This window comes from Pseudomonas sp. WJP1 (assembly GCF_028471945.1).
Taxonomy (GTDB): Bacteria; Pseudomonadota; Gammaproteobacteria; order Pseudomonadales; family Pseudomonadaceae; genus Aquipseudomonas.
Genome location: NZ_CP110128.1, coordinates 3,119,603 through 3,140,156 on the forward strand (window position 1 = coordinate 3,119,603; position 20,554 = coordinate 3,140,156).

Genomic DNA, 20,554 nt, shown 5'->3' on the forward strand with positions numbered 1-20,554 from the left:
GTCCCGAGCTTTCATTTCGATAACCGCACCTCTACCACCGGAGGTGCACAATGAGCACCCAAACCGCAAACCTGACGCCAACCATGGCAGACAAACTTGAACAGACGGCCGAACGCAAGGCCCTGCGCCGCGCAGCCAGTGCCAGCTTCATGGGCAACTTCGTCGAGTGGTTCGACTATGCCGCCTACGGCTACCTGGCAACCGTCATCGCCCTGACTTTTTTTCCGCAAACCGACAAGGCGACCGCGCTACTGGCGACGTTTGCAGTGTTCGCGCTGTCGTTCATCGTCCGCCCGCTGGGGGGGCTGGTCTGGGGGCATTTCGGTGACAAATACGGGCGGCGCAGTGCGCTGTCCTGGTCGATCCTGATCATGTCTATCTCGACCTTTTGCATCGGCATCCTGCCAACCTACAACCATATCGGGCTGTGGGCGCCGGCCCTGTTGTTGCTGATTCGCTTGTTCCAGGGCTTTTCCGCTTCAGGTGAGTACGCCGGGGCTTCGGCCTTTCTCGCCGAGTATGCGCCCGAGGGCAAGCGCGGTTTGTACACCAGCATTGTTCCGGCGAGCACGGCAGCGGGCCTGCTGTTTGGTGCGGTGTTCGTCGCCGGCCTGCATGCGTGGATGAGTGTCGAGGACCTGCACAGCTGGGGCTGGCGCCTACCCTTTCTGCTGGCAGCGCCATTTGGGCTGGTGGGGCGTTATATCCGCATGAGTCTGCAAGACACGCCGAAGTTCCTGGAGATGGAAAAACGCCTTGAAGCGAAGGAGTGCGCGACCCACGCTCCGGTTCGCGAATTGCTGACCGTGCACCGACGCAGCGTGATGATCGGGATCGGCGCGACCTGCCTGAATGCCGTGGCGTTCTACCTGTTGCTCAGCTACATGCCGACCTACCTGTCCACCGAAATGGGCATGAGCGAAAGTGATTCGTTCCTGGCGTCGACGGTGTCGCTGGCGACCTATATCGGGCTGATTTTCCTGATGGGCAAGCTGTCGGACCGATTCGGACGCAAGACCATGCTGGTGACCGCTTCGGTATTGTTCCTGGCGCTGACATTTCCGCTGTTCGGGATGTTGGAGAATCAGCCCCTGATCGTCATTCTGATGATCCAGATAGCGTTTGGCGCGATCCTGGCGATGAACGACGGTACCTTGCCGTGCTTCCTCGCCGAGATATTCCCCACCCGCGTACGCTTCAGTGGTTTTGCCTTCAGCTTCAACATCGCCAACGCGGTGTTCGGCGGCACCGCGCCGTTTATCGCGACCTGGCTGATCCAGCTGACCGGCAACAAAATGGCCCCGGCCTGGTATCTGTTGGCGGCTGCGGCGGTGGCGTTGATTGCCATGCTGGCGAGTCGGGAGACGGCGCATAAGGCTTTGCAGGACTGACCTTCATACGGTGATCTCAGGGACGCCATCGCGAGCAGGCTCACTCCTACAGTTGACCGAGTTGTAATGACGGACGCGGTTCAATGTAGGAGTGAGCCTGCTCGCGATGAGGCCAGTGCGGCCAGTATCAATGTACGGCTGCCACTTGCTTGCGCTCACCAATAGGCGATACACCGAAGAACCGGCTGTAGCATTTGGAGAAATGCGCCGGCGAAACGAAACCGCAGGCGAGGGCGATGTCACGTACCTGCGATTCGCTGCGCAGCAATAGCTGTCGCGCCCGTGCAAGGCGCAACTCCAGGTAGTACTGGCTCGGCGTGCGTTGCAGGTGCTTGTGAAACAGACGCTCCAGCTGGCGCACCGACACCTCGTTCAACCGCGCGAGTTCCTCAAGGCCCACCGGCTCCTCGAGATTGGCTTCCATGATCGCCACCATCTGGCTGAGCTTGGGTTGCGAGGTACCCAGCTTCTGCCGCAATGGCACACGCTGTTGTTCCTGCGCCCCCCGGATCCGGTCACACAACAGCAACTCGGCGGTGTGGGCAGCGATGTCCCGACCACCGGGTTCGCGGGCGATCAACTGCAGGGTCATGTCCATGGAGGCCACGCCACCGGAGCAGGTGTAGCGATCACGGTCCAGCTCGAACAGCTGATTGGAAATGATGATCCCCGGGAAACGCTCCTTCAGTGCTTCGATGTCTTCCCAGTGAATCGTGCAACGATAGCCCTTGAGCAGATCGGCGCGCGCCAACAAGTGGCTGCCGGTGCAAATCCCGCCCAGTGGCACCTGATCATGCGCCAGCTTGCGTAGCCAATTGAGCAGTGGTCGGCTGCTGTGACTGGAGACGATCGGGTTTGATCCGACAACGAACAGCATGTCCAGCTTTGGTGCATCGGTGATGCTGTGGTCGGGCAGGATGCGCATGCCGTTGCTGGCCGTCACCGGGTCGAGGCTGGCGGCGATGATGACGGTGCGGAACATCGGTTTGCGCGCGGCCAGGTTGGCCATGCGCAGGGTTTCCACGGCGGAGGCGAAGCCGATGGTGGTGAAGTTGGGGATGACCAGGAAACCCACGGTTTTCACGGGCTGTTGTTCATTCGCCGAGCGTCCTGCGGCGGGTTTCGCCACCTGGAGTTTCGCCATTATTACCGCTCCTCGACTGCATCAGTGACGTGCTCCGCGGCAAGCTGCCAACACGGGTAACGTCATCTCGTTTTTGTGATTGTAAGCCCTGTTTACAGGCTTCAGGATTTTACATCGAGTGTCCGGTCAATAGACCGTGACGAAAGGAATATGCACGCAAGATGCCATGAGTCTGGATTCGCTGGAGGGGGGCGTGGATAACGTGGGAGTAAGGCATGCGAGATCAAGAAAAAAAGGTGCAACTCTGCGGCTGCCTTGTGGAAGCTGCCCAGCCGGGGGCAGCTTCACAGCCTCAAAGGGTGCCGAGAGGCGTGCAGTGATTGAGCATATTGATAAGTACCACTAATCATTTCTCTGCAAAATACATCGTTTGTTTACCTGTTTTTGCAGCCGTAGCATGCCTGCCAAGACTGCATGGGTCATTCTTCCTGGTGATGTCACCTGTGAACGATTGATCCCGGGTGAATTGAGAGATACATACATGTCGACACGTCGCGAGTTCATTAAACAGGTATCGGTAGTTGCCAGTCTGGGCGCAGCCGCGTCCATGGGACTGGGCCTGAGTGCCTCCCGAGTGCAAGCGGCCGTCAAGGGCAGCTGGCATATGCCGGATGAGGGCGACAAACACCAGCGGGCCTTCGTCGCCTTTGGTGCGCAGGAGGCCATCTGGGAAGACTTCACGCCCAACGTGCAAGACGCCCTGGGCCTGATCGCCCGCACCATTGCCGAATATGAGCCGGTAACCGTGTTCTGTCGCGAGAGCGAGCGGGATTTGGCCGAAGAAAAATGCGGGACGGCCAACATCACGTTTGTCATCACGGAACTGGACGATATCTGGATGCGCGATATCGGGGCCAACTTTGTCATTGATGACGAAGGCGGGCTCGGTGCCGTGGATTTCAACTTCAACGGCTGGGGCAACAAACAGCGGCATGGCGATGATGCGCAACTGGCCGCTCTGGTTGCCAGGAAGGCTGATGCCAGCTACATCCGCAGCGAGCTGGTGGGCGAGGGTGGCGGTATCGAAGTGGATGGCCACGGCACGGGGATCATGACCGAAAGCAGCTGGATCAATACCAACCGCAACCCCGACTGGAGCAAGGCAGAGGTAGAGGAAGAACTGAAAGCCAGGCTGGGTTTGCGCAAAATCATCTGGCTGCCTGGAATCAAAGGCAAGGACATCACCGATGCCCATGTCGACTTCTACGCCCGTTTCGTCAAGCCAGGAGTAGTGATCGCCAACCTCGACAACGACCCTGAGTCATACGACCACAAGGTGACGCTTGCCCATTTGGATATTCTCAAAAATGCCACTGATGCGGACGGCCGCAGGCTGCAAGTGCATACAGTCTCTCCACCGATGAATCCACGTCAGAACAAATTCAGCAAAAGGAGTCCAGACTTCGCCGCCGGCTACATCAATTACTTCGTGATCAATGGTGCGGTCATTGCGCCCCAGTTCGGTGATAAGGCAGCCGATACCAAAGCCTTTGACCTGTTGTCTGAACTCTACCCGGACCGTGAGGTGGTGCAGCTCAACATCGACGCAATCGCCGCAGGTGGTGGCGGCATCCACTGTGTGACCAGTCACCAACCTTTGGCTTAGTCAGGAGCGAGCAGGGGACATCCACAAAATCCGGGTCAGCTAGCAAACATCAAAACCCCACATCCAACACCACACTGTCCAGATAAGTCCCCGCTGGCGGAGTCGCCTGGTCGGTATAGATCTTCGCGTTGTAATTGAAGATCTGGCTCCCCGTGCCCAGTCCATTTCCCGGATTGACCTCGGCATCGGAACTCGCCCTTCGCGCACTGCCCACGCTCCCCCAGCGGGTCGTGCCGGCACTTTTGAAGATGTCATAGGCCAGATAATTGCCGCTCGAGATCATCCGACGCCGCCCGCCGACACTGACCGCATTCTGCCCATCGCTCAGCCCCACGGTGTAGGCACTGCCCTTGGTGCACGCCAGGTTGATGGTCTGCCCGGTCACCGCGGTAAAGGCGCTGACCACCGGCGCGCTGCCGAAGGCGATGTTCGGCGCAGTGATGGTGCAGTCGTTGGCCACGGTCAGGTTCACCGTCAGCGTCGTAGTGCCGCTACTGATATCACGCCCCAGACAAACGCTGCCGATGCCGATACCCGAGCAGTAGTTCCAGTTCCAGAAAATGCTCAGGGTTTCTGTGTAGACCCCGGCCGCCACGTTGCTGCCAATCGTCGTGCCGAGGTAGAGCGGCACGGTTTTTGGTACCGTGCCACCGAGCAGGCCAAGCGCATCGATGATGCCGTTGCGTGCGAAGTCGTAGGCGGTGCCGCGGGTCAGCGGGAAGCTGGTGCTGTTGTTGGCGTAGATCGTGTAGCCGATGATGTCGCCGGTAGGACCGCGCAAACCGCTCTGGGTCGACGTCACCGTGGCCCAGAAGTGATCGTCGCTGGTCAGCAACGTCAACAGCGAGCCGGTGCAACTCAAGCCGCCGTTGAGCGTGGAACCGGATTGCGATGTGGTGCGCACGGCAATCGAACTCAATGTACCGAATGCCACTGGCGTAGTGCTGACCACCGAACACAAGGCCCAGGCGGGGACGGGCAGCCAGAGCGCCAGCAGCATCAGCCACTTCATCGGCACACCAACGGCCCGATCAGCGGGATCTGATCCTGCGTCGGGTCGGCGGCGAACTGCACGTGGCAGGTCTTGCCATCGGCCAACGTCACCCGCAGATCGTTCTGCGCCTGCAGGTTTTCCAGGTACACCAGGCCGTCCCAGCCGACCACGGTTTGCGTGCCGCTCTGCTCATGCACCACACCGCTGCCCAAGGGCAACTCCTGCTGCTGCGCGTCCACCAGCACGATGCTCGCCGCGATCACCCGGCTTAGCGGAAACTCCAGCAGATAGCCGCTGCCACGCCGCACCGCGATGCGTTGCTCGACGTTCGGGCTGCGCACGTTAGCCGGCAGGTTGAGCGGATCGATCTCGTATTTGCCGCGGTAGTAGGCGCTGCTCCACGGAACCAGAAGGTGGCCGTTGCGATCGGTCTGGCCCACCTGCTGGTTTTCGTAGCGCACCGGAATATCGGCGTAGCCATCGGTGCTGACCACTACAAACGCGTCGTCGATGCGGTTCGCGGCGAACACCTGGCGGTCCATCCACACCAGCGAACCGCTGGCATCGGCCCAACGGGTTTCGGCATCGTTGGTGCCGTAGACCCCGGCCTGCAATTGCACCGACTGCAAACGCCAGGTCAGGTCGGCCTGCCGGTAATCGGGGCCGTCACCCTTGGCGTAGCCGAGATTGAAGCCGACCCCGCCCTCGGTCGGCACGGCGCGGCTGTAGTTGACCCGCTGCTGCGATTGGCCGGTCTTGCTGCGTTCACTGCCGATGGCCAGGCTGCCACGCAGGTCGAAGGGAATCACCAGTTGCGCCTGCACCGCCCAGTTGCTGTCGCCGATCTCGCGGTTGGCCGACAGGTAAAAGCTGGTGTTGCGCCACAACGGTTTGCTCCAGGTCAGGTTGAGCAGGCGGGTGCGCGAGTCGTCCGCTGCGCGCACGTCGAAATACCCGGCGCCAAGGCTGCCCCAGGTGTCGAGATTAACGCTCAGGGTCGCCTGTTCACTGCGTTTGCTGAGAGTGGTGTAGGGGCTGTCGACCGCGGTCAGGTCGGCATATTGATCACGCCGTTGCAGGCGCTGCCAGGAAAAGCTGTAGCGCTGGCTGCTGTATTGGTAACCGAGGCTCAGTTGCTGTCCGGTTTCCCCGTCGAAACGGCTTTGGCTGACGGCGCTGTTGAGCACGCCGAAATTGCCCAGCTGCACATTGCCGCCAACGCCGCCGAGCGCCAGCGCGTCCGAGGCTTCAGCGTGGCTTTCCAGGGTGAGGTTGTCACTCAGGCCGTAACGCAAACTGCCGGAGGTGACGCCGGGGCCATAACTGAAATCCCGCAGGCCGTAGTCCTGGCGCAGGGTGCCGGCCGCCACGGAAAAGTCCGACAGGCCTTTTTGCAACAGGCTGCTGGTGACGTAGAACGGCACCGTGGTCGAGACCTGGCGTCCCAGGGCGTCGGTGGTGACTACCACGGCTTCGCCGGCACCGTTGATGAACGGAATGTTGGTCAGTGTGTAAGGGCCTGGTTGCAGATCGGCGCTGCTGGACTTGTAGCCGTTGATGAACAGGTCTACCGACGACGGCACCGCGGCCTCGCCGGCGAACTGCGGCAAGGGGTAGGTCACCAGGTCCGGGCGCACGCCGAAGTCCCGCGACAGTTGCACGCCACCCAGGCGCACCGAACTGCTCCAGGGCAGGGCACCGCTGACCAGGTCGCCCGCCTCGTAGGTCAGCAACCGATCGTCATCGGAATAGCGCCAGGTGGTGTCATAGCGCAGGTAACCATTGCTGCGCGTGTCAACCGCGTCCCCGGACAAGGTGCGCCGATATTGCCCGGTGTTGGACAGCGTGCCCCAACTGTCGAACAGTCGCACTTCGTTCCACGCGGCCAGGTAAGTGCTGGCATCATCGGTGTCGTTGAGGTACAGGTCGTAGTTGAGCAGGGCGCCGAAGCTGCTCATTGCCTCGGTACGCGGATAGTTTTGGCGACGGCCGATAAACTGCTCCGGCAGCCAGTCGGGCGGTACCTCCAGCAACAGGCGCTGGGCGTTGCTGTCGTACTCGCTGTGCAGGCCCGGCAAGCTGTCGAGGCCGACTTCGGCGCCGATGTCTTGCGGCAGTTTCATGCCGGTTTCATGCAGCGCACTGGCGGGCAGGAAAAATTGCCCGTTGCGCTGCTCGACCGCCACCACTCGTCCGGTGTTCATCTGGTTGACCACCAGTTCCAGGAACAACTGCGCATCGGCAACTGCCTCCATGCCGCTGGGCGGAGGCGGCAGGTCACCGGCCTCTGCGTGATGAAAAACCACCAGGCAACACGCACAGCCCATGGCCCACAACGGACGCCGCAAACTGCGAGCCCAACCCTGGCTCATTACCGCTTTCCGTCCGTCAATGGACTTTATCTCCTTTACTCCACCTGCAATTCAACAGCAGGCAAAAGGCTCCCACAACAGCATCAAAAGCCGGTCACCGTGCCGGCGCAATACTCTGCACCTGCGGCGCGCCATTGACTCGCACCTGCAACGCCGGGTCGCCAGCTACCGGGCCGGGCGCGGGCCAGCGCATGATCGCGCCGGGCAACACATACCCCAGCAATCCGTCCACCAGCGGCCGGGTCTGGCTGCCGTGCTTGAGCGCCACATCGGTCAGGCGCGCATGCACCGCACCCTGGTTGCGCACCTCGACATACGGACGACCGTCCACGGCCACCGTGCGCCAGCTCAAATCCGGCAGGCCGATGCCTTTCGGGTCGCGCTGGCGGGTGGTGTCTTCCTTGCTCCACAGGCCCGCGCCATAGGCGAACAACGGCACCGAATAACGCATCTGGAAACGAATCGCCGCCGCGGTCTTGCCGTCGTCCGCCTCCGGTGGTTTCGCCGAGGGAATTTCATCGATGATGATGCGGTAGGCCAGCTCCTGGCCCGGCGGGACTTCCCGGGTGCGGGTCAGGCGCACCAGTTGTTTCTGGCCCGGTTCGATCTTCGCCACCGGAGGGCTGCCGATCACATCACGCTGGTTCTGGTATTGATCGCTGAAGCCGCTCTGGCTCCAGGCGAACACGCGGATCTGCAGGTTGGCGGTCTCGCTGCCGCGATTTTCCAGCCACAAGGCACTGGCCTGTTGATCTGCCTCCAGCACCGGATCGATCGGCCAGATCAGCACCGAACTGGCCGCCTGCACCCTGGATGCCCCCAACCACAGCAGTGCCAACAGCGTATGACCGACGACCAACCATCGCCCTGAAGGTGAATACATGTGCCTGCTCCTTTTAGTCCGTCCGGCCTTATCGGTTCGCCCCGTCACCACGACAGCTGCACTTGCAGCACATCGCTGTACGTCCCCCCGGGTTGATTGCCCGGTAACTGCACCTGGCCGTAAATCGGCAGGCTGATGTTGTTCGCATCGCCATACGCCACCGCCACGCTTTGCCCGATCCCCAGGGACTGGCTGTAGGCCGCGTCGCGAAACAGTTGATACGCCACCCGGTTGCTGCCGGTGGACAGCTGCATGTGTCGCCCACCGCTGTTGTACTGTCCGCCATCGATGCTCATATTCAGGGTCACGCCCGGCGTGCATTGCAGCTGCACGCCCCCGGTCAGTGCGACTTGCACCGTGCCGCTGGCCAGCGCCGAGCGGCTGCCGAAATTCAGGCTGCCGTAATTGGAAACCCCACCGACCACCAGGCAGCCGGCCGTCACCGTGGCGCTGACCTGGAAGCTCTGGCTGGTCGCCGCCGTGAGCGGCAACGGCAGGACACCCGCACCCAGCAGGAGCAGCGCCGCACAGCCATGCCGACTCATGGCGCTAGAACGTCAGTTCGACGGAAATCGTGTCGGTGTAAGTGCCCGCCGGCAAACCGGCCTTGCCCACCGCCTGACCGTAGATATTCACGGTCTGCGCCACGCCGGTGCTGGCGGCGAGGTTGATCACCCCGTCAATCGCCAGGAGCTGCGAGTGCCCGGCATCGGTGTACAGGTCGTACGGCACATAGTTGGCGACACCGTCGTACAACGCCCGGGTCCCGCCCGGCGATAGTCCATCGTGGGCCCCGGCGCGCACCTTGACCGTTGGCGTGGTGCCAGCCGAGCAAAGAATCGACAGCGCGCCGCCGCCTCCGCCCAGCACTTGCCCGGTGGCCGTGGTGAACAGGCTGTTGGCGGTGCCGAAGTTCAGGGCACCGAAGTTCAGATTGGTGTCACCACCGCCCCCATTGACCTGGCAACTGCTGATCAGGATCAGGCTGGAGGTGATCTGGCCGGTGACCGTGGTGGCAGCCTGGGCGCCGGACGCCAGCGTCAGGCCAAGCAATGACAAACCTATCCTTGATGCAAACGTACGCATGGTGTCCGTCCTCTACGGGTTACCAGTCGAGCGTTACCGTCAGGGTGTCGGAATAGACACCGGCGGGTAACGCGCGGGTATTGGCCACCACTGAGCCGAATACCGGAATCGGTATCTGCGCCCCGCTGGTGACAGCGAAATTGTGTTGTTGGCCGATGCTGTAGCTGCGGTTGCCGGAAGCATCGAGGAACAATTGATAAGCGATGGTCTGGCGGCCGTTGCTCAGGCGCCGGGTGGTGCCGTCGCCATGGGTGCCGCCATCGATGGTGACGGTGAAGCCGGTGACCGAGGGGTTGCAGGCCACGTTCAATTTGCCGCTGGCTTCGTCACTGATGCTGGCCTTGATCGGGGTGCTCCACGTTGGACCTTGCTGGCCGAAATCCAGGGTGCCGAAGTCGCCGGCCGGGCCGTCGGAATTGCCGCCGTTAGTCACTTCGCAACCGGCGATAAGGGTTAGCCGCGCCTGAATCTGCCCGCTGACGGCCGCTTGTGCGACACCGGCCAGCAGCATCAGCGCGCCCACGGTGTAAATCTTCCAGAACCTGGTCATGACACCAATCCCGATTCCCTCAGGATTAAAAAAACGGTCGTTCATTCGTGAACGCCTCCTTCCCTGTACAACCCGGACTGCGCCTGGGTTGTCGACTGCTCATGGGATTACCAGGTGAGCGTCACCTTCACCAGATCCGAGTAGCGGCTGACCCTGGGTATCTGTGCCAGGGGTTCGATGCGGGCGTACAACGGCAGATCCACCGAGCCGGTATCCGGCACGCGACCGCTCACAGGCACATCCACCGCCAGCGGAATACGCCGCGCCGGGTCCTGATAGAGTCGATAGGGGATGGGTATGCTGTGTTCGGCGCTACCGGCCATGTAGCGAACGTCGCCGACGCCACCGTGCAGGCCGCCATCGACACGTAATTGATAAGGGGTATCGGGATTGCATTCGAGCCTTGGCAGGCGCTCGTTCATCAGGGCCGCCCCGAGGGGCCCGGCGGGATCGTCCAGGCGCGCGCTGCTGCCGAAGTCCAGCACGCCCAATTGCTCGACACCCGCGCTGCGTTGTTGCCCGACCAGTTGGCAGCCACGTTGCACATCGACCCGCACCTGCACCTGGAGTTCGGCGCCCGACACGGTTGCACTGAGCCCTACGCCCAAGACTGCCAATACCACACGTCCATCCACGGCCCCACTCCTTGTGAGGGATGTCTTGTAGGACTGAGGGTAGCAATGCTCGGGAAAATCGCCAGTGATCGAACGGAAATTGGATCCATTAACCGCTGTTTTTTAAACGCCCCAATATTTCAGTGCCCACAATGCGCCCATGCCAACCGCCAGCGTCAGCAAGGTGCTTTTTGTTCGCCAGGCCACCAGGCCTGCGAGTATTGCTGCGGGAATTTGCGGATTGCTCCAGTCGAACGCCGCGTGTCGATCCGGCAACACCACCGCCGGCACCACCAGCGCCGCCAACACGCTCGCGGGCACGTACAGCAAGGCACGGCGCAGTAGCGGTGGAATGCGCAGGCTTCCATAAAACTCGATGAACGACAGACGAATAGCGAAAGTGCCGGCGCCGATCAGCAGGAACAGGCCCCACTGGGATAGTTCACTCATGATGCCTCCTGTTCGGCGTCATTGCCTTGCGCGGTGTCCTGGTCTTTTCGCAGGTGCTCCACGGTCAGACCGACGATGACGCCGCCAAGGGAGGCCGTCAGCATGCTCAGGTTGTAGGGTAAGTCGACTGCCAGCACCGCCAGCGCACCTCCCGCCACGGCGGCACACAGCGTTGCAGCATTGCGGATACTGGGGATCAGCAGCACCAGGAATGACAGCGGAATCGCAAAGCCCAACGACCACGCTTCGGGGATGCGTGCGCCCAGGATGACCCCCGTCAGCACCGCAAGCGTCCAGCCGAGCCACATCGTGATCGCCGCCCCGGTGTAGTAGTGAAAAGCGTATCGCCCCAGGTCGCCACAGGCCGATCTCAGGCTGAACAAAGCAAACACCTGGTCGGCGAGCAGGTAGGACATCGGCCAGGTCTTGCGCCGGGGCAAGTGGTGCAGGTGCGGCGCCAACGATGCGCTGTACATCAGGAAGCGAAGATTGATCACCAGTGCGGTGACCACCATGGTCACTGGCAGGGCGCCATTTTGCAGCAGCTGAAGTACGGCAATCTGCGCCGACCCGGAATAGAAAAGCAGCGTCATGCCCATGGTGGTAGTGAGTGACATCCCCATCCCGGCGGCGCTGACGCCAGCGATCAAGCCAAAGGGAATGACCCCGGTGGTGAGCGGGGAGGCGGTCTGAGCACCGTGCAGGAAGGCCTGCGTCCCACTTCGATAGTTCATTTGAGTTCCTTGAAAGTGATCAGCCTGATCGTTGCGCGCAGAGAGCCGTATCAGAGCGGTTGCCTGACCAAAATAATGCGCGCGCCCACTGGGAACAACGGCAGATTTCTGAAATATTAGGCCTAGAAAAAATGAGGCTCGCCATATGTTTCTCGACTCACCCATCAGGCACACCCTGCAACTCAATGCACTGCGCGCCTTCGAGGCCTCCGCTCGCCTTGGCGGTTTCGCCCGGGCGGCAAGCGAGTTGAAGGTAACCCCGGGCGCAATCGCGGCCCAGGTCAAGGCGCTGGAAAATGAATATGGCGCCGCCTTGTTCGAGCGACACGCGAAGGGCGTCAGGCTGACGGCACTGGGCGAGAGCATAAAGGCACAATTCATCGAGGCATTCGATGCGGTCGAAGACGCCGCCCGAACCCTTCGGCAATTGTCCGCGCCGCAGCGGGTACATATCGTCACGTCCCCTGCGCTGGCGCAATTGTGGATCGGACCACGGCTGCCACGCCTTACCGAAATGCTGGCACCCATCGAAATTTCGGTCACCGCCGTCGACGAGCCGCCCAACCTCAAACGCAGCCCGTTCGACCTGTGCCTGTTCTACACCGAGCAGCTCGAGCGCGGGCAGCGCATGCTTGCCGTCGAAGAGCTATTGCCGGTTTGTGTGCCTGCCCTGGCTGCCGGGATCAAGGATCCTGGCGATCTGGCCAACGTGCGCTGTATCGCGGATGTGGTATGGAGCGACTGGGAGGTATGGACCCGCTCGATTATGCCGACTCAGAAATTCGTTGCCCGCGGTCCCGGTTTTTCCCTGTACTCCATCGCCGTGCAGCAAGCCTTGTTGGCAGCGGGCGTGCTCATTGGTCGGCGCAGCCTCGTCCAGCGCTATCTGGACAGTGGTGAACTGGTTGCACCGTTAGATCAACCGGTTCCACTGGGCATGGTCATCGCTTCCTGGAAGCTTCCAGGGGCCAGGAGCAACCGTTTGGTGGCAGCGGTGGAGGATGCGTTGATGCAGTTGGCATGAAGGCACCGCGAAACCCGGCTGCCAGGGGCTTAGAAATAGATCAGCGCCTCGACCAGGCCGCTCAGCTGCAACCGACCCATACCGGTCTTAGTACCGGGGTTGCCTTGGCAGCAGGTCAGGCGTTCACACAGGGCCAGTGTTGGTCTCCATCAAAACAACAACGTCAGCACATCAAACAATGCCCGATCCGCCACCGCCGCCGACCGGGCGCGCCGCTTGATCTCCATTAGCAAGCAGTCCTTGAAGCATTGCGCCGCCTTACTAAGCACGGCGTTTCGACGGGTGATGACGCCCAGTTGGCTGCTATCGAAACGCTCTTGCAACGGTAACGCAGTTACCCAGCCCTGCATCGATTCGGTGGCCATCATCACGCTTGGGCAATGGGCGAGCATGCCCCCATGGCGCATCATTTCGAATAGCAGTGAGGTAGAGTGGGCGCAGTGCAAACGCGCTCGGTCAATCTGCGCGCCATGTTGCCAGAACAGCTCCTGCATGAAAGCGCCATAGTCGGCCTGTGTGTAATTGACCACCCAATCTTGATCCAGCAATTGATGCAGGGACGTCGCGTTGGCGCAGGGGTGGTCGCGATGAGCGATGACGCTCATTTCATAGGTTATCAACGGCGTGCTGTCGAACTCTTGTAGCGACATGGTCGGCGTTAACGTTCCAACGGCAAAATCGAGTGTGCCTTCGCGCAGGCGCGGCAGTGCCACAGCGCTCAAGCCCTCGAATATTTCCAACTGCACGCCGGGCATGCGTTCACGAAAGTGCTGCACCGCCTTGGTCAGAAAGGTCAGCATGATCCACGGCGTGACCGCAATGGACAGCCGACCCGTTATTTCGCCGCGCAACTCCGCAAGTTGCGTATTGGCCCGTTCGATCTGGCCGACGACCAACCGCGCATGCTCCAGAAGTATCCGGCCGGTCTCGGTGAAGTCGATCCCTCGAGCGGTTCGCATTACCAGCGGTAGTTGGGCCATTGCTTCCAGCTCACGCAACGACTTGGTCACGGCCGCATGGGATAGATCCAACAGGCGTGCCGCCGCACGGATGCTGCCGGTATCGGCTACGGCAACCAAGGCCTGCAGGTAATGAACTTTCATGGATACTGCTCAAAATAATGGTAAGGGGGGCAACCAATGGTTGCCAGTGTAACCAATTTGGGTCTCCCTGGGTCGCAGATGCCTGCTTATGCTTGGAACCAATCCCCCCTCCACCGACCAGGAACCCCATTATGCAGCACGACGCCGTATTAGCCGGTATCCGCGATATTCAGGATGAGATGATTGAGTTGCGTCACCGCATTCACACGCATCCGGAACTCAGTTTCGAGGAGTTCGTGACCAGTGACCTGATCGCTGATTGCCTGCAGCGCTGGGGCTATGCCGTGCATCGCGGACTGGGTGGCACCGGCGTGGTCGGCACCCTTCACAATGGCGAGGGGCGTGCCCTGGGCCTGCGGGCCGATATGGACGCGCTGCCCATTCAAGAGGCAACCGGCCTCGCCTATGCGAGCAAGCTCGAAGGCAAAATGCATGCTTGTGGCCACGACGGTCATACCGCCTCGTTGCTTGCTGCGGCGAAATACCTGGCTGAGTACAAACCGTTCAAGGGCACGCTGCACATGATTTTCCAGCCTGCCGAGGAAAATGGTGGCGGCGCGAATGAAATGCTCAAAGACGGTCTGTTTGAACTGTTTCCATGCGACGCGGTGTTCGCGTTACACAATATGCCTGGCCATCCAGTGGGCAAATTCGGCTTTCTGGCCGGTCCTTACATGGCTTCGGCCGACGACGTCATCATTCGCGTTCGCGCCTTGGGTGGCCATGGTGCGATGCCGCACAAGGCAGTCGATCCCGTGGTGGTGAGTGCTTCGATAGTGATGGCGCTGCAAAGCGTGGTGTCGCGTAACGTCCATCCGCTCGACACAGCCATTATCACGGTGGGTGCTATCCATGCGGGTAAGGCGAGCAATGTCATTCCCGATAGCGCCGAAATGCACCTGTCGGTACGAGCGCACAACGCGCAGGTGCGGGATCTGCTGCAAAGCCGTATTACCGAGTTGGCGCAGTATCAGGCCAAGAGCTTCGGAGCGACCGCCGATGTTGAGTACACCCGCTGCTATCCGGTGCTGATCAACCATGTCGAGGAGACCGCACTGGCACGGGAGGTGGCGCTCGAATGGCTGGGGGAGGAGGGTCTGATCGAGAATATGGTGCCGCTGACCGGCAGTGAGGATTTTGCCTTCCTGTTGGAGAAGTGCCCGGGCAGTTACCTGATTATTGGTAATGGCGAGGGCGAGGGCGGCTGCATGGTGCATAACCCCGGTTATGACTTCAATGATGAGTGCCTGCCGTTGGCAGCAACGTACTGGGTCAAACTGACCGAGAGATTTTTACCGTTGAATCCTTGAGCCGCGAAGCTCACTTATTGCCGATAATCCAAATCTAATAACGAGGTGATTATGTTCCGACTCAACACTCTTTTTGCATCAGCATTACTGGGTCTCAGCATTGCGGCCAGTGCTCAGGCCGATACTGAAATCAGGTTTGGTGTGGACCCGAGTTATCCGCCATTTGAAGTCAAACAACCTGATGGCTCCCTGAGTGGTTTTGACATCGACCTGGGTAATGCAATTTGTGCCGAGCTCAAGGTCCGTTGCGTTTGGGTCGAGCAGCCTTTCGACGGCATGATTCCTGCGTTGAAGGCCAAGAAGTTTGACGCAATCTTATCGGCGTTCAGTGCCACTGAGGTGCGACGTAAACAAGTGGACTTCAGTCATCGACTGTACAACGGCCCATCGGCCCTTATCGCCAAAGAACATTCAAATCTGCTACCGACCGCCGAGTCCTTGAAAGGCAAAACCGTGGGGGTTATGCAAGGTTCGGCTCAAGAGACATTTGCGAAGTCAGTATGGAGTCCTCACGATGTCAACATTCTTTCCTATCAAAGCCAGGATCAAATATACATCGATCTGATCAACGGCCGCTTGGACGCAGCTTTTCAACCGGCGGTACAAGGTGATCTTGGCTTTTTGCAAAAGCCTCAGGGCAAAGGCTTTTCTTTTGCCGGTGAGCCCCTTACCGATAAGCGCTTGACCGATGACGGTGTCGCGATCGGAATCAGAAAAGGGGACGATCCGCTTCGAGAGAAGCTCAATACAGCCATTGCAAGCATTCGCGCGTCGGGTGAGTACGACAAACTGGCGAGTAAATATTTCAATTTTGATATCTACGGCAAGTGATCCTGGTTCGATGAATCAAAACGTCCAGGAAGTGGAGTATATATTGCAGTGGTATCACTGATGTGTAGTTTGAAACCGATTATGTATTGCTTGTTTTAGACTATGGATTTCACCCGCTGAAGTCAGCGGCATGTTTCAGTGCGTGGCGCATCCACGCAAATGGTTCTTGATCGTTGGCTTTGGTGGTTTCTAGCCGCTGTAATGTTGAGCGCTGGATGGTGTGTTATTAGTTGTATGCCAAGGAGGGCAAGTGGATAAAGTCGCATTTAACAATTAAATAGCCGCCCCAAGTAAAACTGATGGGGTGGCGGTGCCTTAATAATAAAAAAAGAGCAAGACACGATGTGTATGATCAAGTGGAACATTATTGCCCTGTTTGTTGCCGCAAGCACCTTATCAATGGCGATGGCCGCATCCCAGGACGGCGGCAAGGGTTTCGTTGACGACAGCACGCTCTCAATCCTGAGTCGCCTGCAGTACATCAATCGCGACTTCAAGGATGGTTTCAGCAACCCTGCCAACGGTGATGGGGGCTGAGTCACTCTGACCGAAGCCCCTTTTCAGGGGGCCACGAAATCCTGGGAAACACAGAGATTGCGCCCATCCCGATTGGGCGTCTTCTTGATCGATGAGGGGCTGCATAATGCTAGAAAACTTATTGCAGATTCTGGGGCTGTCAGGCTTCAGTCTTAAGGGCTTTGGCCCGCTGTTGCTGCAAGGCTCGTGGATGACGATTCAATTATCCTTCCTGTGCTTGCTGGTGAGTGTTGGCCTGGGTCTGATCGGCGCCAGCGCCAAACTTTCAAAATTTGCCCTGCTGCGCATTCCGGCACAGGCCTACACCACGCTGATCCGCGGGGTGCCGGATCTGGTGCTGATGCTGCTGATTTTCTACACCCTGCAAACCTGGCTGACCAGCCTGACGGAAGCCCTGGGTTGGGACTATATCGAGATCAACCCCTTCAGTGCCGGGGTCATCACCCTGGGCTTCATCTACGGGGCGTATTTCACCGAAACCTTCCGCGGCGCCATCCTCGCCGTACCGCGCGGGCAGATGGAAGCAGCCACTGCTTACGGCCTGACTCGTGCCCAGCGTTTTCGCTTTGTGGTGTTCCCGCAGATGATGCGCTTCGCCCTGCCGGGCATCGGCAATAACTGGATGGTAATCCTCAAGGCCACGGCGCTGGTGTCGATCATCGGCCTGGCCGATCTGATCAAGGTGGCTCAGGACGCGGGTAAAAGCTCCTATCAGTTGTTCTTTTTCCTGATGCTGGCCGCCTTGTTCTATCTGGTGATTACCACCGTTTCGAACTACGTCTTGCATCGACTGCAAATCTTCTACGCCGCAGGCACCCGGGAGGCCGTGAGATGATCGAACTTCTACAGCAATACTGGCAGCCTTTGCTTTTTCGCGACGGCAATCACATCACCGGCCTGGCCATGACCCTCTGGCTGCTCAGTGCCTCGCTCTTCTTCGGCTTCGTGATGTCGATCCCGCTGTCGATTGCCCGGGTCTCGAGCAAAGTCTGGGTGCGCTGGCCGGTGCAGTTCTACACCTATCTGTTCCGTGGCACGCCGCTGTATATCCAGCTGCTCATTTGTTACACCGGCATCTACAGCCTGGCCGCAGTCCGTGCTCAGCCCATGCTCGACGCGTTCTTTCGCGATGCGATGAATTGCACCATCCTGGCGTTCGCCCTGAGCACCTGCGCCTACACCACGGAAATCTTCGCCGGGGCGATCCGCAGCATGGCCCACGGTGAGGTCGAAGCGGCCAAGGCCTATGGCCTGACTGGCTGGAAGCTTTACGCCTACGTGATCATGCCTTCAGCCCTGCGCCGCTCGCTGCCGAACTACAGCAACGAAGTGATCCTGATGTTGCACGCGACCACCGTGGCCTTCACCGCGACCATCCCGGATATTCTGAAAGTCGCGCGAGACGCCAACTCTGCGACCTTCCTGACCTTCCAGTCGTTCGGCATCGCCGCATTGATCTACCTGGCAGTCACCTTCTCCCTGGTCGGCCTGTTCCGCCTGGCTGAACGCCGTTGGTTGTCCTTCCTCGGCCCGGCTCACTAATTCAGGATGCTTGTTCATGTACAAACTGACCGTTGAAAACCTGCACAAAAGTTACGGCAACCATGAAGTCCTCAAGGGCGTTTCGCTAAACGCCAAGACCGGTGATGTGATCAGCCTGATTGGCGCCAGTGGTTCGGGCAAGAGCACCTTTCTGCGTTGCATCAACTTCCTGGAAACGCCAAACGACGGCGCCATGAGCCTGGACAACCAGCCGATTAAAATGGTCCATGACCACCACGGCATGCGCGTGGCCGACGCCAGTGAACTGCAACGCATCCGCACGCGGCTGGCGATGGTGTTCCAGCACTTCAACCTGTGGAGCCACATGACCGTGCTCGACAACATCACCATGGCCCCACGCCGGGTGCTGGGCGTGAGCAAGAAGGACGCAGAGGATCGCGCCCGGCGCTACCTGGACAAGGTCGGTTTGTCGGCACGGGTTGCCGATCAATACCCGGCGTTTCTCTCGGGTGGGCAGCAGCAACGGGTCGCCATTGCCCGTGCCCTGAGCATGGAGCCGGAGATCATGCTGTTTGACGAGCCGACTTCGGCCCTGGACCCGGAACTGGTGGGCGAAGTACTCAAGGTGATCCAGGGCCTGGCCGAAGAAGGCCGCACCATGATCATGGTGACCCACGAAATGAGCTTTGCGCGCAAAGTGTCGAACCAGGTGCTGTTCCTGCACCAGGGACGGGTCGAAGAACAGGGTGCGCCCCAAGACGTATTAGGCAACCCCAAAAGCGAACGCCTGCAGCAATTTCTCAGTGGCAACTTGAAGTAAGTCCCAACCATCGAGCGATGAGTAAGTTACTCAATACGGCAAAAAGTCTGGGTACCTGGCAAAACAGTGCGGGGCATTTCGCCAGCGTTGGCGTCCCGCTATCACTTTCAAGCGTGATTGCGCGGTCACCTTTACGGACATGTCGATGGGTTGGATCAAGAAACGGAAAGCAGCATGTCTGCCCCCACAGAGCCAACCTTAGCCGATGCCCCGCGTATGAGTGTTAGTTGATATAGCCAAAGACATAAGTTGGGGGCGTGGCACTCAGCCGGATTGCCTTAGGGGAGTTTGATGTGCTTTAGCGAATGACTGCTTTTAGTTGTGCATTCAACCGGTCGATGCAACACATTGGCCAAACCTTTCAGCAGGGAGTTACCGAACCTATGCAAGCAAAGCTCAATGTCATCCCCTTCGTCAGCGTCGACCACATGATGAAGCTAGTGCTCGAGATCGGGGTGGAGCGTTTCGTCAAAGAACTCGCCACTTACATCGAAGAAGATTTCCGGCGCTGGGAGTCTTTTGACAAAACACCGCGCGTCGCCTCCCACAGCACTGACGGTGTTATTGAGTTGATGCCAACCAGTGATGGTGAGACCTACGGCTTTAAATATGTCAACGGCCATCCCCAAAACACGCGCTTCGGCAGACAGACCGTAACCGCCTTTGGCGTGCTCGCTGATGTCGGCAGTGGCTATCCGGTGCTACTGACTGAGATGACTATTCTCACTGCGCTGCGCACCGCGGTCATGTCTGCCGTCGCTGCCAAATATCTGGCCCCCAAGGGCGCGCGTACCATGGCCATGATCGGCAATGGTGCACAGTCGGAGTTCCAGGCAATCGCCTTCAAGGAGATCCTCGGCATCGATCGTCTGCGCATCTATGACATTGATCCATCCGCCACGGCCCGCTGTAAGAAAAACCTCGAAGGCTTGGGCTTCAACATCACGGCCTGCGCTTCCACGGAACAAGCGGTCGAGGGGGCCAACATCGTGACAACCGTGACCGCGGACAAGCAGTACGCGACGATTCTCACCGATAACATGGTCGGTCCCGGCATCCACATTAATGCAATTGGCGGCGACTGCCCCGGCAAGACAGAGCTGCATCGCGACATCCTGCTTCGGTCCGATATCTTCGTGGAATACACACCCCAGACACGTATCGAGGGCGAGATCCAGCAACTCGACTCGGACCATCCGGTTGTCGAACTGTGGCAGGTGATCGCCGGCAAGGCATACGGCCGTACCGCCGAGCACCAGATCACGCTATTCGATTCTGTCGGTTTCGCAATCGAGGATTTCTCGGCCATGCGATACGTCCGCGACCGACTCGAGGAGACCGGACTTTTTGAAGAACTCGATCTTCTAGCTGATCCCGATGAGCCCCGCGATCTTTTCGGCATGATCCTGCGCGCCGCCAAGCCGGCAAGCGCCAACGTTGAAGGGTTCAAAGTCAGCCCCTTCGGCCACAACGTGTCCTCGCAAGTCAGTATCGACCAGTAACCCATTAGCCAGACCACAGGGGGCGCAATGTGCCCTCACGCTAGCGTATTGCCGTAATTCGCCAATCAGGCGCACAGCAAACGATTGCGATGCTTTGTAT

General features: G+C 59.6%; 21 protein-coding genes. 10 read left to right on the forward strand and 11 right to left on the reverse strand.

Translation table 11 applies throughout. The features are described from left to right. Positions 1-50: 50 nt before the first annotated feature. A complete protein-coding gene (locus OH720_RS14170; RefSeq protein ID WP_008059874.1) occupies positions 51-1,391 on the forward strand; it encodes an MFS transporter in 1,341 nt (446 codons plus the stop codon). 127 nt (positions 1,392-1,518) lie between these two features. On the opposite strand, the gene OH720_RS14175 is transcribed toward OH720_RS14170, so the two are convergent. Continuing rightward, positions 1,519-2,535: a GlxA family transcriptional regulator gene (locus OH720_RS14175; protein WP_272606133.1), complete on the reverse strand. Its 1,017-nt coding sequence runs from the start codon at positions 2,533-2,535 to the stop codon at positions 1,519-1,521. A 481-nt stretch (positions 2,536-3,016) separates the two neighbouring features. On the opposite strand from OH720_RS14175, the gene OH720_RS14180 reads away from it, so the two are divergent. Continuing rightward, positions 3,017-4,141: an agmatine deiminase family protein gene (locus OH720_RS14180; RefSeq protein ID WP_272606450.1), complete on the forward strand. Its 1,125-nt coding sequence runs from the start codon at positions 3,017-3,019 to the stop codon at positions 4,139-4,141. Between the two features lie 49 nt (positions 4,142-4,190). On the opposite strand, the gene OH720_RS14185 is transcribed toward OH720_RS14180, so the two are convergent. The 9 genes from OH720_RS14185 to OH720_RS14225 form a co-directional block, all read right to left on the reverse strand. Next, positions 4,191-5,153: a Csu type fimbrial protein gene (locus OH720_RS14185; protein ID WP_272606134.1), complete on the reverse strand. Its 963-nt coding sequence runs from the start codon at positions 5,151-5,153 to the stop codon at positions 4,191-4,193. Beyond that, positions 5,150-7,507, reverse strand: coding sequence for a fimbria/pilus outer membrane usher protein (locus tag OH720_RS14190; RefSeq protein WP_272606135.1), 2,358 nt, complete (start codon positions 7,505-7,507; stop codon positions 5,150-5,152). Before OH720_RS14190 ends, OH720_RS14185 begins: the two co-directional genes overlap by 4 nt. Positions 7,508-7,601: 94 nt before the next feature. Next, positions 7,602-8,390: a fimbrial biogenesis chaperone gene (locus tag OH720_RS14195; protein WP_272606136.1), complete on the reverse strand. Its 789-nt coding sequence runs from the start codon at positions 8,388-8,390 to the stop codon at positions 7,602-7,604. A gap of 44 nt (positions 8,391-8,434) precedes the next feature. Continuing rightward, complete coding sequence (locus tag OH720_RS14200) at positions 8,435-8,935, reverse strand: Csu type fimbrial protein (protein ID WP_272606137.1); 501 nt, start codon at positions 8,933-8,935, stop codon at positions 8,435-8,437. A 4-nt stretch (positions 8,936-8,939) separates the two neighbouring features. Continuing rightward, positions 8,940-9,476, reverse strand: coding sequence for a Csu type fimbrial protein (locus OH720_RS14205; RefSeq protein WP_272606138.1), 537 nt, complete (start codon positions 9,474-9,476; stop codon positions 8,940-8,942). Between the two features lie 19 nt (positions 9,477-9,495). Then, on the reverse strand, positions 9,496-10,026 hold the full coding sequence (locus OH720_RS14210; protein WP_272606139.1) for a Csu type fimbrial protein: 531 nt from the start codon (positions 10,024-10,026) through the stop codon (positions 9,496-9,498). Positions 10,027-10,133: 107 nt separating this feature from the next. Then, positions 10,134-10,661, reverse strand: a complete 528-nt coding sequence (locus OH720_RS14215) for a Csu type fimbrial protein (protein ID WP_272606140.1) — start codon at positions 10,659-10,661, stop codon at positions 10,134-10,136. A 102-nt stretch (positions 10,662-10,763) separates the two neighbouring features. After that, the gene (locus OH720_RS14220; protein ID WP_272606141.1) at positions 10,764-11,090 is read right to left on the reverse strand and encodes an AzlD domain-containing protein; all 327 of its coding nucleotides are present in this window, start codon (positions 11,088-11,090) and stop codon (positions 10,764-10,766) included. Further along, positions 11,087-11,824 carry an AzlC family ABC transporter permease gene (locus OH720_RS14225; RefSeq protein WP_272606142.1) on the reverse strand — a complete coding sequence of 246 codons (738 nt, stop codon included), beginning with the start codon at positions 11,822-11,824 and terminating at the stop codon, positions 11,087-11,089. The genes OH720_RS14220 and OH720_RS14225 overlap by 4 nt, the downstream gene beginning before the upstream one ends. 145 nt (positions 11,825-11,969) lie before the next feature. Here OH720_RS14225 and OH720_RS14230 point away from each other — a divergent pair, with 145 nt between their 5' ends. Next, positions 11,970-12,848 (forward strand): LysR family transcriptional regulator, encoded by an 879-nt coding sequence (locus OH720_RS14230; protein WP_272606143.1) that lies wholly within the window; start codon positions 11,970-11,972, stop codon positions 12,846-12,848. A gap of 149 nt (positions 12,849-12,997) precedes the next feature. On the opposite strand, the gene OH720_RS14235 is transcribed toward OH720_RS14230, so the two are convergent. After that, positions 12,998-13,951: a LysR family transcriptional regulator gene (locus OH720_RS14235; RefSeq protein ID WP_272606144.1), complete on the reverse strand. Its 954-nt coding sequence runs from the start codon at positions 13,949-13,951 to the stop codon at positions 12,998-13,000. 131 nt (positions 13,952-14,082) lie between these two features. Between OH720_RS14235 and OH720_RS14240 the strand changes: the two genes are divergently transcribed. From OH720_RS14240 to OH720_RS14270, 7 genes are all read left to right on the forward strand, one after another. Next, positions 14,083-15,261, forward strand: a complete 1,179-nt coding sequence (locus tag OH720_RS14240) for a M20 aminoacylase family protein (RefSeq protein WP_272606145.1) — start codon at positions 14,083-14,085, stop codon at positions 15,259-15,261. A 51-nt stretch (positions 15,262-15,312) separates the two neighbouring features. Next, positions 15,313-16,092, forward strand: a complete 780-nt coding sequence (locus OH720_RS14245) for an ABC transporter substrate-binding protein (RefSeq protein WP_272606146.1) — start codon at positions 15,313-15,315, stop codon at positions 16,090-16,092. A 348-nt stretch (positions 16,093-16,440) separates the two neighbouring features. After that, positions 16,441-16,629: a hypothetical protein gene (locus OH720_RS14250; protein ID WP_272606147.1), complete on the forward strand. Its 189-nt coding sequence runs from the start codon at positions 16,441-16,443 to the stop codon at positions 16,627-16,629. Positions 16,630-16,735: 106 nt separating this feature from the next. Beyond that, a complete protein-coding gene (locus OH720_RS14255; RefSeq protein WP_272606148.1) occupies positions 16,736-17,464 on the forward strand; it encodes an ABC transporter permease in 729 nt (242 codons plus the stop codon). Next, on the forward strand, positions 17,461-18,171 hold the full coding sequence (locus OH720_RS14260) for an ABC transporter permease (protein ID WP_272606149.1): 711 nt from the start codon (positions 17,461-17,463) through the stop codon (positions 18,169-18,171). The genes OH720_RS14255 and OH720_RS14260 overlap by 4 nt, the downstream gene beginning before the upstream one ends. A gap of 16 nt (positions 18,172-18,187) precedes the next feature. Beyond that, the gene (locus OH720_RS14265; protein ID WP_272606150.1) at positions 18,188-18,952 is read left to right on the forward strand and encodes an ABC transporter ATP-binding protein; all 765 of its coding nucleotides are present in this window, start codon (positions 18,188-18,190) and stop codon (positions 18,950-18,952) included. A 383-nt stretch (positions 18,953-19,335) separates the two neighbouring features. Next, positions 19,336-20,454, forward strand: a complete 1,119-nt coding sequence (locus OH720_RS14270; protein ID WP_272606151.1) for an ornithine cyclodeaminase — start codon at positions 19,336-19,338, stop codon at positions 20,452-20,454. The last annotated feature ends 100 nt before the right edge of the window (positions 20,455-20,554 follow it).